The organism is Microcystis sp. LE19-10.1B, from assembly GCF_027530565.1.
Classification (GTDB): Bacteria; Cyanobacteriota; Cyanobacteriia; order Cyanobacteriales; family Microcystaceae; genus Microcystis; species Microcystis aeruginosa.
The window spans coordinates 1-14282 of record NZ_JAPZQM010000312.1; the positions used below are offsets into that span (position 1 = coordinate 1).

Here is a 14282-nt window from a genome sequence, read left to right on the forward strand (position 1 = left end):
TGTCTTTAAATTTAAAAGCAGATTTGGTAAATTCGGCACTTCCTCCTTGATGTTTTTTCTTAAAGTTAGGATACTTAGTACGACCAGCAAAGAAATTAGTGAAAGCTGTTTGTAGGTGTCTTAACCCTTGTGGTAAAGGTACACAGCTAACTTCGTTTAAAAAGTCTAATTCTTCTTGTTTTTTCCACTCGGTTAGCATTGAAGAAGTTTGAGCGTAGCCTACTCTTTCTTGCTTTTCGTACCAAGCTTGTGTTCGTTCGTGGAGAGCTTTGTTGTAAACTAATCTTACACAGCCCAACGTGCGCCGCAATAGCGACTCTTGTTCTGGTGTGGGGTAAAATCGAAACGAATAGGCTTTTTCCATATCCCGCATTCTAGCATATATCGTGTAAATGTGCTAATATTTGACGGTAAAGCCAACCTAGAACGGCGGGGTTTCAGACCCAAAATTTCCGATGAAAAAGTCAGAGATCCAAATTTTCCTAGCTCACGCTAATGAGGATAAACCAGCAGTTTTGGCACTGTATGACCGCCTCAAGCAAGCGGGATATAAACCTTGGTTGGATAAAAAAGACCTGATTCCGGGTCAAATTTGGCGAGATGAAATTCCGAAAGCGATTAAAGCTAGTCAGATTTTTCTCGCCTGTCTGTCAGGGAAATCGGCTAATAAGCAGGGATATATCCAACGGGAGTTGAGGATTGCACTTGATACCTTGGGACAGATGCTACCGGGGACAATTTTTTTTATTCCCATGAGGTTAGAAGAATGCGAAATTCCTGATCTGCGACTTGCAGAAGTTAGCTTGAATCTGCGAGATATTCACCAGCTTGATTATTGGGAAGAAGACGGATTTGAGCAACTAGAAAGAGCAATTGGCTATCAGTTCAAGCTTGAACCGGAAGAGCCAAAACAACTGTTATCAGTATTTAACTTTGAGGTGGTGGGAGTAAATGCGAAGGGTGAGCAAATTAGAAAAGAGTCGAAACAGTCCCAATATTTCAGGGAAGATCTGGGCAAAGGCATCACCTTAGAAATGGTCGCCATTCCGGGGGGAACTTTCCTGATGGGAACAGAAGATGAGGAAATCGAAAGACTGGTTAAAAAATTTAATTGGGAAGGATTTAGAAGGGAAAGACCACAACATGAAGTAACTGTCCCACCCTTCTTTATGGGTAAATACCCCATCACCCAGGCCCAGTGGAAAGCGATCGCCTCTCGCACGGATTTAAAAGTTAAACAAGACCTTGATTTCAAGCCAGCCTATTTTAAAGACCGTCCCGATAGCGATCGCCGTCCCGTGGAACAAGTCAACTGGTACGATGCGATCGAGTTCTGTGCGAGATTATCAAAACTAACGGTTCGGGAATACCGACTACCGAGTGAAGCGGAATGGGAATACGCTTGTCGTGCTGGAACCACCACCCCGTTTTACTTTGGGGAAACCATTACGGGGGAATTGGCTAACTACAATGCCAGTAATACCTACGCCGATGAACCGAACGGAGAATATCGAAACGAAACAACTCGCGTGGGACAATTTCCCCCAAACGCCTTTGGACTGTACGATATGCACGGCAATGTCCGGGAGTGGTGCGCCGATACTTGGCACGATAACTATGACGGTGCGCCGACGGATGGCAGTGTCTGGATAGAAAATGGTAATGATAATCGTTCTCCTCTGCGGGGCGGTTCCTGGGGCTACAATCCTACTTACTGCCGTTCCGCGATTCGCTACGACTACTACTTCCGCCGCGTCAACCGCATCAACAATTACGGTTTTCGGGTAGCCTGCGTTTTCGGGAGAACTCTCTAACCCTTTTTCCTTTTTCCCCTTTTACCCTCATTCCCTATTTTTTCTTTTTTCTTTTCTTTCCCGCCCTTAGGCGGGTCGATTTTGTAGGGGCGAACTCGACCCATTTGGTCGATTTTTGCTTAACAATTGTCAAGGATTGTTAAGATGCGCTTACCCTACACTTTTCCCCTAGTTCCCAAAACTAAACTCTAGGAATTTTTAGCCACTGCTCAAGAGGATGAAGTTAAAGCAGAAAAGAATTTAAGAGCATGGGTTGTCAGTCAACTAGCTGAAAATAATTAACTAGGGTTTGCTGAAAAAGTTTGTTGGTGGGGTTAGGAGTCAGGAGCCGGTCGTCAGGAGTCAGGAGAATTAAGAATGAGTAATAATTAATTAAATGGTTTATTTAGAGATTTTCTGCCAGTTAATCCGCCTTTTTGACGTTTTTGAATCCTCAAAAATCAATTATGCGAGAGGTTTATTGTTACCCATCAAAAAAACAGGGAATCTCAACCGTTAAGTTAACACCAGTGAAGCCTTGCGCCCAAAATCCGAGGCTGTCAACATCAGTTAACTTTTATCAACGTCCAGACTAGACTTTCATGGGTTGGGAGTATCATCGAAGTATAAATACTTAGTGATGCCGATTCTCTAGGTTAAAAAATAGCCCCAGTCAAGGAGCGGAGGCGACCATGAATGACCTCTATGGCCAAGGCTTTGCACCAGAAGACTATTCGCTTAACCCTTCAGATAGTCAAGCTTTGGAGTTAGTTTCCCCAGATTTTACCGAGGTGAATCTGCCGGAAACCGAAAGCGGTTGGCAGGAAATGCCGAATCAAGAGTATTGGAATTGGCAAAATGAGACGATGGAGGCCACTTTCAACTATCAACCTGATGAGTCTTGGCAAGATGTATCCCACTGCCATCAGGATTTTCATTATGAATCGCCAGAAGCTTTAATTAATGATATTACCCATCAAGAATTAGGGTTTACGGGGTTAGGAAATGTGCATTTGTTGGCAGATTTACAAACGGGGCCAACCTGTGGTTACGAAACCATTGAAAATATTGTCCAGTGTTTTCATCCCGACATTACGAATAATTTCTCAGACCAACTGCAAATAGACTATCCCGGTCGAGGAGGTGCTTTAAACCCTGAAGATTATCAAGAAATTTTGAGTTCTTATGATATACCCTCCCATTGGGCAAGTTTTGAACATCAGGAATTGGCTAATGCTTTAGATGAGAATCGTCCCGTGGTTTTTGTCGGAGATGCCCACGATTTAGACCCGATTTCCTATCCCGATTCTCAATCTTGGCACGCGATTACTTTAACCGATGTTAGCCGAAATCTCGATGGTGACGTTATTGGTTATCGGGGGATTGATTCTAATTTTCCCTATGAGGAAAAGTTTTGGTCTTGTTCGCAAATTGAACAAGCAAATGAGCAGTTGACCGGGGAGGTTTTAATTACCGATAAACCGGCAGAAGCTTGGCCGTTTAAAACTACTTAAAAAAGTTAGTTTTTGGAGAGTAAAAATATGTCTTTGAATTTACCAGCTTTACCCGAAAAAACGGGGTTTTGGCGTTCGATTTGGGATAAGGCAAAAAACAGCTTCAACTATTTGTTTAAACCCCAAGTTTATTCCAGCCAAATCTTGGCAGATACTCAGCGCATTAATACCGAGAGAAATATTGAAGCTCAACAGGAACGGGATAAAGCACAGCAGGAATTACAGCGGATGCAGATAGTTTCCCAGGCGCTGCAAGCAAAGGCTAATTTAGATTTGCAAATGGAGCAAGGAGAGTTAAACCGACAACTACAATTAGAATTAGCGAAGTTGAATCAGAATGCACAAGCAGAACAGGGAATTCTTAATCGAGAACTGCAACTCAAACTAACTCAATTAAGTCAAGAATTTCAAGCGCAACAGGGAAAACTCAACCGAGAACACGCTGAAAAACTAGAAATTTTGCGAGGACAATTGCAAAAATGGGCTTTAGATCAACAAAAAGAATTGCAACTCCATCTCAAACAATTAGATGCAGAATTGGCAAGAGAATTAAGAATTTTTGATCGCCAAACTTCCCTAGAGGTGATCAAAGAACAAAAGCGAGAAAAGAATTCGCCTTTGATTTTTGTCACAGAAGATTTAATTAATCTCAACCCCGATGAAATGCGCTTATTAGTGCTATTTTCACCGCCAAAAATCAGGCAAGATAATCCTTCTCAATTGTCTGGAGGTCGGGGGTTTCCCGATGCTGAACACGCTTTAGCTGATTACTTGAGAGAATTTTTCCAAAAATATACTAATCAAGGAAGAACCATCGAATTTTTACCCGGTGCTTGGACAAGTAAAGCTTTTCATAGTGAATCTGCTGCTAAAGCTATTTTTCGAGGACTGAAAACCGAACCGACTTTAATTCTTGAAGATTTAATCGAGGGCAATAATTTATTTATTAATATTGCTTTTTGGGGATTAAATTGGTCTAAGTATCGCTACCAAAAAGCTATCTCTTTATCGTGGCTAGAAACACTTTTTGATTTTGTTAAAGTTCGGACCATAGATTGGGCAGAAAAACGACAAGCTTATCAAGATTCAGGGAAAAATGCCGAGCAGTTCGATCAATTTTTTGGCAATAAGGTTGTGGAGGGATTGAGAAGAAATTTAAGTGTTCTGGAAGCAGAACAGGAATGTCTAAAATATGACTGCGATCCTAGTGAAATAGAACGTCCTTATTGGGTCAATGAAAAAGATTACCAAGCACTAATTCAATTTATTGCTATTTGCCACTGTCTATTTGCTGGAATGTTCATTGATGAATTTTTCTTACTGCACGTTCCCAATCGCTATCGAAAATCACCTTTTTTACCGCAATTGTTGCCTGATTTAATTAAAGATATTCCTGAAGAACAGCAGGCAGAATTAATAGAGATGGTGGTTGCTTCCTACGAAGCAATGTATCAAGCTCTAGAGGCAAGTGAGTCGGCATGGATAGCTGAACTAAAACTAGATTTAGCAGAAAGTTTAAGTCATTTTTCTAATCAATTCGGTGCTAGAAAACAGATCGATGAATCGATTAAAGCTTGGCTAGATTTGCGTCAAATAGACTCCCAAGGACTTGATCCGATGGAAGTATTGAATCAATCCGTAACCGTCGATGATCAAGCTTACATTAATCGACTCAATCAATGTTTGTTGAATCTAGGAGAAAAACGACAACTGAATGTTAGTTTAGCCTGTTATAATCGGGGGCTAAATTGTTATCAAAGCCGAGAGTATCAAAAGGCTATTTTCGAGTTCAGTCAATTAAGTGAATCTGAGTCCCCACAAGCAGAGGTTTTTTATTATCGCGGATTGGCCTATAGTCAATTGCAAAATTATCCAGAAGCAGCCAAAGATTTTACTCGCTCTCTGCAAATTAAGCCCGATTGGGCAGAAGTCCATTTTGAGCTAGGTAAGGCTTATCAAAAATTAGGAAAAGTCCAACAAGCTTTAGCTGAATATCAACAGACATTGCGGCTAAAACCAGAATTTTCTGAGGCACAAAGTAAACTGGAATTAGTGGAATTGTATTTAGCAGAACAACGTCATCCAGCCGAACAAGCAGAAAAAACTCCTGATTTTTCACAGGAAGAAACTGAACAAAAATTCCCCGTCAGTCTTCCATCTTTTTATTTTGAAACTGTCACCGTCGATAGTCGAGGCAAGGAAGTCAAACGGGAAAAGAAACCAGCGCGGTATTTTACAGAAAACTTAGGCAATGGTGTCACCCTGGAAATGGTCGCTATTCCAGCAGGACAATTCAAGATGGGTTCACCCGATGGACAAGGAAATGATAACGAACGTCCCCAACATCTAGTGACCGTTCCTGCCTTCTTTATGGGCAAATATCCCATCACTCAGGCCCAGTGGAAAGCAGTGGCCTCCCTGCCGAAAATTGAATGTGACCTTGACTTAAATCCTTCTAAGTTCTCTGGCAATAATCGCCCCGTTGAACAAGTCTCTTGGTACGCTGCAGTGGAATTCTGTATGCGACTCTCGAAAGCGACGGGACGAGACTATCGCCTCCCCTCGGAAGCGCAGTGGGAATATGCCTGTCGTGCAGGAACCACCACTCCCTTCTATTTCGGGGGAACCATCACCCCGGATTTAGCCAACTACGACGGCAATTATATTTATGCTCAGGGACCCAAAGGTGTTTATCGTCAAGAAACCACCCCCGTTGGTAAATTTCCCCCCAACGCTTTCGGACTCTACGATATGCACGGCAATGTCTGGGAATGGTGTGCCGATACTTGGCACGATAACTATAAGGATGCGCCGACGGATGGCAGTGTCTGGATAGAAAATGGGGATGATAATCGTTCTCCTCGGCGGTGCGGTTCTTGGTACTTCAATCCGGATATCTGCCGTTCCGCTTTCCGCAGCAACCGCTACCGCCGCGACTACGACTACAACGACGGCGGTTTTCGGGTGGTGTGCGGTGCTGGGAGGACTCTGTAACCCTTTTCCCCTTTTTTTCCCTTTTTACCCTTATTTCCTATTTTTTCTTTTTTCTTTTCTTTCCCGCCCTTAGGCGGGTCGATTTTGTAGGGGCGAACTCGACCCATTTGGTCGATTTTTGCTTAACAATTGTCAAGGATTGTTAAGATGCGCTTACCCTGCACTTTTCCCCTAGTTCCCAAAACTAAACTCTATGAATTTTTAGCCACTGCTAAAGAGGATGAAGTGAGAGCAGAAAAGAATTTAAGAGCATGGTGTCAACAGACTTTTAAAAATTAGGTGGGCAATGCCCACCCTAATCTTAGGATGGCGGTTTGTAGGTAGAAGCAACGGATAATTCCTTTAATTGCTTCGCTGCCACTGTTGAAGGTGCAGAAGTGAGTAAACAACTAGCTTGCTGGGTTTTCGGGAAAGCAATCACATCGCGAATTGATTCTTCCCCGGCTAACAACATCACCAAGCGATCTAAACCGTAGGCGATGCCACCGTGGGGAGGGGTTCCGTATTCAAAAGCTTCTAACAAAAAGCCGAATTTATTATAGGCTTCCTCTGGGGATAGACCGATGGTGGCGAAGACTTTTTCCTGTACTTCCCGTTGATAGATCCGCAAACTGCCGCCACCGATTTCAATACCATTAAAAATCATATCGTAGGCTAGGGCGCGAGCCTGGGCTAGATCGTCTAAATCTTCGGGATTAGGGGCAGTAAAAGGGTGATGCAATGCTTCTAGGCGTTTTTCCTCGGCGTTGTATTCAAACATCGGGAAATCCGTCACCCAGAGGAGGTTGATTTTATCAGGATCAATTAATCCCAATTGTTCCCCTAAAACTAAGCGTAGGCGGGATAGGGATTTATTGACTGTATCGGTATCTCCCGCCCCAAATAAGAGCAGATGCCCCGGTTTTGCGCCAGTCTTCTCGATTAAAGCCTGTTTTTGTGCCTCTGTCAGGTTATCTTTAATCGCACCGATGGTATCAAAATCGTAGTCCTCGCGCACGCGGATGTAGGCGATTCCCTTCGCCCCCGCATCGGTGGCTTCTTTGAATAAATCCCCACCCGGTTTGATTCTGACGTTAGAAATCGCCTCGTTACCGTTGGGAATCGGTAAAACTTTCACCGTCCCACCACTAGCGATCGCACCTGAAAACACCTTAAATCCCGAATCGGCAAAAATCTCCGCCACATTGACCAATTCCAAGCCAAAACGGGTATCAGGGCGATCGACCCCATAGCGATCCATAGCCTCAGCATAGGTTAAACGGGGCAGGGGCAGGCTTATATCGATATTTTTGACTTTTTTGAAGATATGAGCGATTAAAGCCTCATTCAGGGCTAAAATCTCAGGTAAAGAGAGAAAACTCATCTCCATATCCAACTGAGTAAATTCCGGTTGACGATCAGCGCGCAGATCTTCATCGCGGAAACAGCGGGCGATTTGATAGTAGCGATCCATTCCCGACACCATTAATAATTGCTTAAATAGTTGCGGTGATTGGGGTAAAGCGTACCATTGGCCAGGGTTGACACGGGAAGGAACCAGATAATCCCGCGCCCCTTCGGGAGTCGATCGAGTTAAAATTGGTGTTTCCACTTCGATAAAATGCTGTTCATCTTCGAGAAAACGGCGCATTTCTTTGACAACTTGGTGACGTAGTTGTAAATTCTGACTCATACGCTCCCGGCGTAGGTCTAGATAACGGTATCGCAAGCGCACATCTTCCCGGACCGATTCACTTTCGGAACTGGAGACGACAAAAGGCAATTGTTTAGTAACCCCGTTGAGAATCTCGATGCTAGTGGCGTAAATTTCGATTTCTCCGGTGGCAATGCGCGGGTTAAGGGATTCGGGGGGCCGTTGACTGACTGTTCCCGTCACCTTGATAACATACTCGTTTCTGACGGTTTCAGCGATGGGGTAGGAAGCGGGAGTTCGTTGGGGATCACTGACGATCTGGACAATACCACTGCGATCCCGTAGATCAATAAAAATAACGCCACCGTGATCGCGACGACGATCGACCCAACCGAAGAGGGTGACACTTTTTTCAATTTCGATCGCGCTAAGGTCGCCACAGTAGTGAGTTCGCATAGTCTAACTAGAGAATTACTTATATTACGAATGTAGTATAGAAAGGATGTGGCCAGAAAAAAATCAGACGGCCTTGTTCATTATGCCGGTATTTTGTCGCTCTTGTCCCCTTGTTTAGGGTATTTTTATGGTCTCCTAAGTAGCTGGTTTTAATTAAATTGAAGATAGATTTTGGGTTCGATCCCCCCTGCCCCCCTTGATAAGGGGGGATTGGCACCCCCTTAATCCCTCCTGAATAAGACGGCATCTGACAATTTTTAACACCTACCTACTTAGTCCTCAGCTATCGGCTTTTCGCAGATCGGCTATAATCAACAAGGCTCATCTAGCAGTTACCGATTTTGAACGATTAAAATCATGAATTCCTTAGAAAAAAAAATGGTGGAACTGTTAAGAGAACTCAGGGAAGATCACCATGTTTCGGGGGTAAAAGCGGAATTCGAGACGGAAGGAACCCGATTGACGGAAGCGATGCGGTTGAAAGAAATTAGTCTGAAAGCGGGGGTAGATTTTAATCTGAAAATCGCCGGTTGCGAAGCGATCAGAGATATCTTTGATGGGGTTAATTTAGGAGTCGATCGCTTGATTGCTCCCATGGTAGAAACAGCCTATGCTTTACAAAAATATCTGCGGGCAGCTAGGAGGGTTTTAGCTGATCAAGGGGTGGAAGATGTGGAGCTATTAGTTAATATCGAAACGATTACTGCCTGTGAGAATTTTCAGGAAATGTTGGCGATTCCAGAGATAAAATCTCTCCATGGTATCGTCATCGGACGGATGGATTTAGCCTGTTCTTTGGGATTAACCCGTCAGGATGTGAATAGCGAGCAAGTTTTGGCTCTGGCTTTACCTTTGGCAAAAAAAGCTAAGGCTGCCGGTTTGACTGTTGCCATTGGGGGTGGGGTGTCACTGCATTCTTTACCGTTTTTCAAAATGTTCTGCCAAGGACATTTTGACCGCTTCGAGACGCGCAAAGTTATCTTTGATTGTCCCCAAGCTTTGGATAATTTCAGTTTAGCTTTGCCAAAGGCGATCGAGTTTGAATTACTCTGGCTAGAGAATAAAAAAAATTATTATGGTGCTATTGTTCGTGAAGATGACCGGCGTTTAGAAATCCTCCATAATTTACTTTTTGGTTAAAGATACTGGTCCCTTGATTGATCGTGCAAAACCTAGACATATCCAATCAATCTGACAAATAAAAGGTAGGACTGGCTGAATAAATCTAAAAACCTTGTTGGATCAGATTTTTAGGCTTTTCTGAAATCCAAAAGTGCCAGGGATTGGAGTGAGCGCGGGGAAAATTCCTGGACTTTTTCCCTGAAAATTAGGTAATTGACCACCTGAAAATGGGTAAAACCCTACACCCCACACCCTACACCCCACACCCTGCCCCCAAGAAAAACTTTTTCAGCAAGCCCTATATAGGAGTGATCAATCTTTGTGTCCTCTGTGTCTCTGTGGTTCCTTCCACACCCGACACCCCGCCCCCACCAACAAACTTTTTGCCGCAAACCCTAGATAGTTAACAGTTTCCCACCCCCAGTAGCTAATCTGGAGACTTTTCTCGCAGCATATCTGGTACATTTTGTCAAAAAAACTTTTTCGTTTTAACATAAGTACACATATTTTTGGCAAAAGATCTTTTTCGTCAAAGGAGCAATTGGCAAGTTTTTACCGGGGACTAATTAGTAATCCTAGACGTGGTAAGGGTTTCAAGGCACAAGGACTAAAAATGCACAGAGTAACCCAATTCTTAGATTTTAGCAGCGGGCTGTAACTATTGCAATCTCGTTGACAAATAGGAATTTTTCTCAATTATTTTTTAAGAAAAGTAAAGATGAAGGAATGTAAATTTAAATCTTCTCAAGTATATTGGGATTTTGATAAATTTTGCTTATGTAAATTAACCCTTAGCATTTAGCTTCTGAGAGCAGTTATCTTATTGGTGAAGTACAAAGTTGTTGTTTTGGCAAGTCTCCGAGCAAGGAGACGATGCCAAATCCAGTTAAGTAGGTAGTCGTTAAAAATTATCAGATGCCCCCCTTATTAAGGGGGGATTAAGGGGGGATCCCCCCGCCTATCGGCACCCCCCTTATCAAGGGGGGCAGGGGGGATCTGAGGCAAAATCTATCTTCAATTTAATTATAACTACTTACTTATAATTAATCTTTAGGAGAAACCCGATATTTTTCAGTGTAATTAGTCAATTTCCTTTTTATTATCAATCTAGCCAGGTCCTGACGGCTAATAGTTTTCTTTTTCCTCCGTCACCAGAGTAATACCTGTCCATTCTCCCTTCTCGTTATAAGAACGAATTAAGCGCTGTCTTTGAGTAGGAGAAAGTAACCAACCCACCTCTAAAACAAAAGGATGACCAGCAGTAATTTTCAGAGGTGTATTACAGGAGGCTCCATCGGGCAGCAGCAGTATTTGAATCGGTAGCGGACCATTTTCAAACAACAATCTTTGTCCCTCAATACGAGCGCTAGAAGTGATTTGATTATCACCAAAAGTCAAAGTTTGCGAGAGATAATTATCCCCCTGACGCTCGATCGATACATGGGTAGAATAGGCAGGAGAATTATAAAAATCGCGTCCCGTTGTCACCGCCTGTCCTCGCCATTGACCCAGTAATTGGTCCACCGTTAACATCGGTCTTTCTGGGGAGCTAGAATCGGCCAACTTTTCCCGAATTAAAGTCAAGCGATCGAACTCACAGTGCTCATTAAATAACTGTACGATTCTTAATCGTCTTTCTCCAGAGATTAACCCAAATTCTGCCCCGAATTGTGAGGAAAAACTACTAAAATATAGAGAACCTTGGCAAAAAGCTCCCGTCTGGCTAAATAGAATACCCTGATGGAGAGAACTATACTCTAAAATTAAATCTTCCGGCGCTCGATCGCTGTAGAGACGGCGGACCAATTGACGAATTGATCGATTATTATTAATGCCTTGCAAAGATACCAAAGTCGGGGTATCTTCGATCAAGTCGCCTTGGGGAGACAGACGGGTAAAAGAACCTTGCCATTGACCGAGATTTTTTAGTAAACATTCCCACTGGGAGAGCATAATAATTGAAGTAATTGGGGGAAATAGGACAAAATACATGGGAACAATTCGATTAATGCACGCCAAACTCCATCGAGTGCGCGTCAGCGAGGCTAACGTCGATTATGTCGGCAGTATCACTATCGATCGAGAATTGATTGAGCGGGTCGGCATTTTGCCGCTTGAAGAGGTGGATGTGGTCAATCTTAGCAATGGTAAGCGCTTTTCCACCTACGTTTTTCCGGGCCAAACTGGGGAAATTTGCCCCAACGGTGGTGCGGCGCTGCTCTGTCAACCCGGAGATATTTTGATTATCTATGCCTACGAACAACGTCCGAGGCAAGAAGTTCTCGAAAACGGTCATTTTGCCAAAGTTCTCGTCGCTGATGCTGAAAATCGCTGTCAGCAATTTTTTGAACAGAGCTTAATTCCCCGGGGTGATGGTCAGGGAGTGGAATTCTATAGCCAAGAATGCTGATTCTTGTCCTCAATTTGTTAACTTTCCCGTCATAATAAGAATAAGTAATGTAAATTTTCTTAGAATCAGCCCCCATGCGTGTAATTCTCATGACTGGTAAAGGAGGCGTGGGTAAAACCTCCGTCGCCGCCGCTACAGGACTCCGCTGCGCCGAACTTGGCTATAAAACGCTAGTTCTCAGCACCGATCCCGCTCACTCTCTCGCTGACAGTTTCGATCTCGAATTAGGTCACGATCCTCGTTTGGTACGTCCCCATCTTTGGGGGGCAGAATTAGACGCACTAATGGAATTGGAAGGCAACTGGGGCGCAGTAAAACGTTACATTACTCAGGTATTGCAAGCTAGGGGTTTAGATGGAGTGCAAGCGGAAGAATTAGCGATTTTACCCGGAATGGATGAGATTTTCGGCTTAGTTCGCATGAAACGCCATTACGATGAGGGTACTTATGATGTGTTGATTATCGATTCCGCACCTACGGGGACAGCTTTACGATTGCTGAGTTTGCCAGAAGTGGGCGGTTGGTACATGAGAAGATTTTACAAACCTTTACAGGGAATGTCGGTGGCATTGCGACCACTGGTGGAACCTTTTTTTCGACCGATCGCTGGTTTTTCCCTACCGGACAAGGAAGTTATGGATGCTCCCTACGAGTTTTATGAGCAGATTGAGGCCCTAGAAAAGGTTTTGACCGATAATACTCAAACCTCGGTCCGTTTGGTGACAAACCCCGAAAAAATGGTGATTAAGGAGTCTTTACGCGCCCATGCCTATCTAAGTCTCTATAATGTTTCCACCGATTTGATTATTGCTAATCGGATTATTCCCGACAAAGTAACCGATCCTTTCTTTGCTCGTTGGAAAGAAAATCAACAGGGTTATAAACAGGAAATTTACGATAATTTTCATCCTTTACCAGTTAAGGAAGTTCCTCTCTACTCCGAAGAAATGTGTGGTTTACCCGCTTTGGAAAGACTGAAAGAAACTCTTTTTGCTGGGGAAGATCCGACGAAGGTTTATTACCAAGAAAACACTATTCGGGTAGTTCAACAGGAAAATCATTACAGTCTGGAATTATATTTACCCGGCATACCCAAGGAACAAATACAGCTAAATAAAACTGGAGACGAGTTAAATATTCGCATCGGTAATCACCGTCGTAATTTAGTCTTACCCCAAGCTTTAGCAGCCCTGAAACCTTCCGGAGCAAAAATGGAAGATGATTACCTGAAAATCTCTTTTAGCAACGTGGTGAAAGTGTGATTTTCCTAGATTGGGTGGGGAAGTGGGGAGTGGGGAAGTGGGGAAGTGGGGAATTTCAACTAAAACCCTAAAACCCTAAAACCCCATCACCAGACAATTGACTTTTTCAACAAACCTTACCGATGATTTTCCCAGAAAAATCATCAGAGCCATCTTTTTTCTAACCATGCCAGGACACTTTCAACATCCGCCACTTTTTCTCCTTCAGGTACAGGTGGACGTTGTACCATGACCACGGTTATTCCCAACTCTCTAGCGGCGATAATTTTGGCGTAAGTGGCATCACCGCCGCTATTTTTACTCACGATCGCCCCAATCTTATATTCTTGTAAAAGAGAGCGCTCTGACTGCAAGGAAAAAGGCCCCCGTTCCAATAATAATTTTCCAACTGGCACGATGGCATCTGGTTCCGGAGGGTCAATCATCCGCATCAAAAACCAGATATTTTTTAGATGTGCATAACTTGCCAGTTCTTGCCGACCAATAGTGAGAAATATCCGCGGCGCTAACCCAGGTAAAATATTCGCCGCAGCTTGATTGTTTTCTACTTCAATCCAATTATCTCCAGATACTTTTTCCCAAGCTGGACGACTTAACATTAATCGAGGAATACCACAATCCGAGGCGGCTTGAGCGGCATTAAAGGAAATTTGCGCGGCAAAGGGATGGGTGGCATCAATTAAACAATCAATGCCTTCTTGCCGCAGATAATTGGCTAACCCAGTGGCACCACCAAACCCCCCCCGGCGAGAAGGAGTTGTGAGAGTAATCGGTTCTCTCGTGCGACCGGCAAAGGAAGCGATGGCATCTATACCCGGAATTGCCGCAATTTTAGCCGCTAATGCCGCCGCTTCCCCCGTTCCCCCTAAAATCAGCACTCTTTTATTTTTAGTCATCCAGCAATCGCCAAAAGGTTAACTAATTTTCCATCTTCCTATCTTGCCTTGCAAAGGAAAGATATTGGGTTCTTCGTTACTTGGTATGGTTCGATAGGGGGGCATAAATCGACTAAATCCTTATCTGGCAAGAGACTTAATTGATTAGTTCGCTCTAGAGCAAAAACAATTGACAAAAATCGCTAAATGCCTTTCTCTATAA

The 14282-nt window shown here is 43.6% G+C and carries 13 protein-coding genes and 2 pseudogenes; 9 read left to right on the forward strand and 6 right to left on the reverse strand.

The genetic code is table 11. The features are described from left to right. On the reverse strand, positions 1–364 hold a 364-nt coding region (locus O9332_RS11100; RefSeq protein WP_288025482.1), incomplete at its 3' end, for an RNA-guided endonuclease InsQ/TnpB family protein. A gap of 91 nt (positions 365–455) precedes the next feature. Between O9332_RS11100 and O9332_RS11105 the strand changes: the two genes are divergently transcribed. From O9332_RS11105 to O9332_RS11120, 5 genes and pseudogenes are all read left to right on the forward strand, one after another. Next, positions 456–1814, forward strand: coding sequence for an SUMF1/EgtB/PvdO family nonheme iron enzyme (locus O9332_RS11105; RefSeq protein WP_002758234.1), 1359 nt, complete (start codon positions 456–458; stop codon positions 1812–1814). A gap of 159 nt (positions 1815–1973) precedes the next feature. Beyond that, positions 1974–2096, forward strand: a pseudogene (locus tag O9332_RS28040) (Uma2 family endonuclease); the annotation flags it as partial. A 389-nt stretch (positions 2097–2485) separates the two neighbouring features. Next, entirely contained in the window at positions 2486–3307 is an 822-nt protein-coding gene (locus O9332_RS11110) for a hypothetical protein (RefSeq protein ID WP_288025487.1), read from the forward strand. A gap of 1617 nt (positions 3308–4924) precedes the next feature. Then, positions 4925–6301 (forward strand): SUMF1/EgtB/PvdO family nonheme iron enzyme, encoded by a 1377-nt coding sequence (locus O9332_RS28395; RefSeq protein ID WP_502846646.1) that lies wholly within the window; start codon positions 4925–4927, stop codon positions 6299–6301. Positions 6302–6448: 147 nt separating this feature from the next. After that, on the forward strand, positions 6449–6580 hold the full coding sequence (locus O9332_RS11120; RefSeq protein WP_288025493.1) for a hypothetical protein: 132 nt from the start codon (positions 6449–6451) through the stop codon (positions 6578–6580). Positions 6581–6602: 22 nt separating this feature from the next. On the opposite strand, the gene aspS is transcribed toward O9332_RS11120, so the two are convergent. Next, positions 6603–8390 (reverse strand): aspartate--tRNA ligase, encoded by a 1788-nt coding sequence (aspS, locus tag O9332_RS11125; RefSeq protein ID WP_288025495.1) that lies wholly within the window; start codon positions 8388–8390, stop codon positions 6603–6605. Positions 8391–8747: 357 nt separating this feature from the next. On the opposite strand from aspS, the gene O9332_RS11130 reads away from it, so the two are divergent. Then, positions 8748–9530 carry an aldolase/citrate lyase family protein gene (locus O9332_RS11130; protein ID WP_288025497.1) on the forward strand — a complete coding sequence of 261 codons (783 nt, stop codon included), beginning with the start codon at positions 8748–8750 and terminating at the stop codon, positions 9528–9530. 110 nt (positions 9531–9640) lie between these two features. Here O9332_RS11130 and O9332_RS11135 read toward each other — a convergent pair. Further along, positions 9641–9829 (reverse strand): annotated as a pseudogene (locus O9332_RS11135) (hypothetical protein). Between O9332_RS11135 and O9332_RS11140 the strand changes: the two are divergent. Further along, positions 9740–9919, forward strand: a complete 180-nt coding sequence (locus tag O9332_RS11140) for a hypothetical protein (RefSeq protein WP_104396796.1) — start codon at positions 9740–9742, stop codon at positions 9917–9919. The pseudogene O9332_RS11135 and the gene O9332_RS11140 sit on opposite strands and share 90 nt — an antisense overlap. Positions 9920–10637: 718 nt before the next feature. Here O9332_RS11140 and O9332_RS11145 read toward each other — a convergent pair. After that, positions 10638–11465, reverse strand: a complete 828-nt coding sequence (locus O9332_RS11145) for a DUF3598 family protein (RefSeq protein ID WP_002758244.1) — start codon at positions 11463–11465, stop codon at positions 10638–10640. A gap of 37 nt (positions 11466–11502) precedes the next feature. On the opposite strand from O9332_RS11145, the gene panD reads away from it, so the two are divergent. Next, positions 11503–11922 (forward strand): aspartate 1-decarboxylase, encoded by a 420-nt coding sequence (gene panD, locus O9332_RS11150; protein ID WP_002758245.1) that lies wholly within the window; start codon positions 11503–11505, stop codon positions 11920–11922. Between the two features lie 74 nt (positions 11923–11996). Beyond that, entirely contained in the window at positions 11997–13184 is a 1188-nt protein-coding gene (locus O9332_RS11155) for a TRC40/GET3/ArsA family transport-energizing ATPase (RefSeq protein ID WP_002758246.1), read from the forward strand. Positions 13185–13327: 143 nt separating this feature from the next. Here O9332_RS11155 and O9332_RS11160 read toward each other — a convergent pair whose 3' ends face one another. Together O9332_RS11160 and O9332_RS11165 are read right to left on the reverse strand one after the other, a co-directional pair. After that, entirely contained in the window at positions 13328–14080 is a 753-nt protein-coding gene (locus tag O9332_RS11160) for a cobalt-precorrin-6A reductase (protein WP_002758247.1), read from the reverse strand. Positions 14081–14118: 38 nt separating this feature from the next. Continuing rightward, positions 14119–14256: a hypothetical protein gene (locus tag O9332_RS11165; RefSeq protein WP_288025502.1), complete on the reverse strand. Its 138-nt coding sequence runs from the start codon at positions 14254–14256 to the stop codon at positions 14119–14121. Positions 14257–14282: the final 26 nt, after the last annotated feature.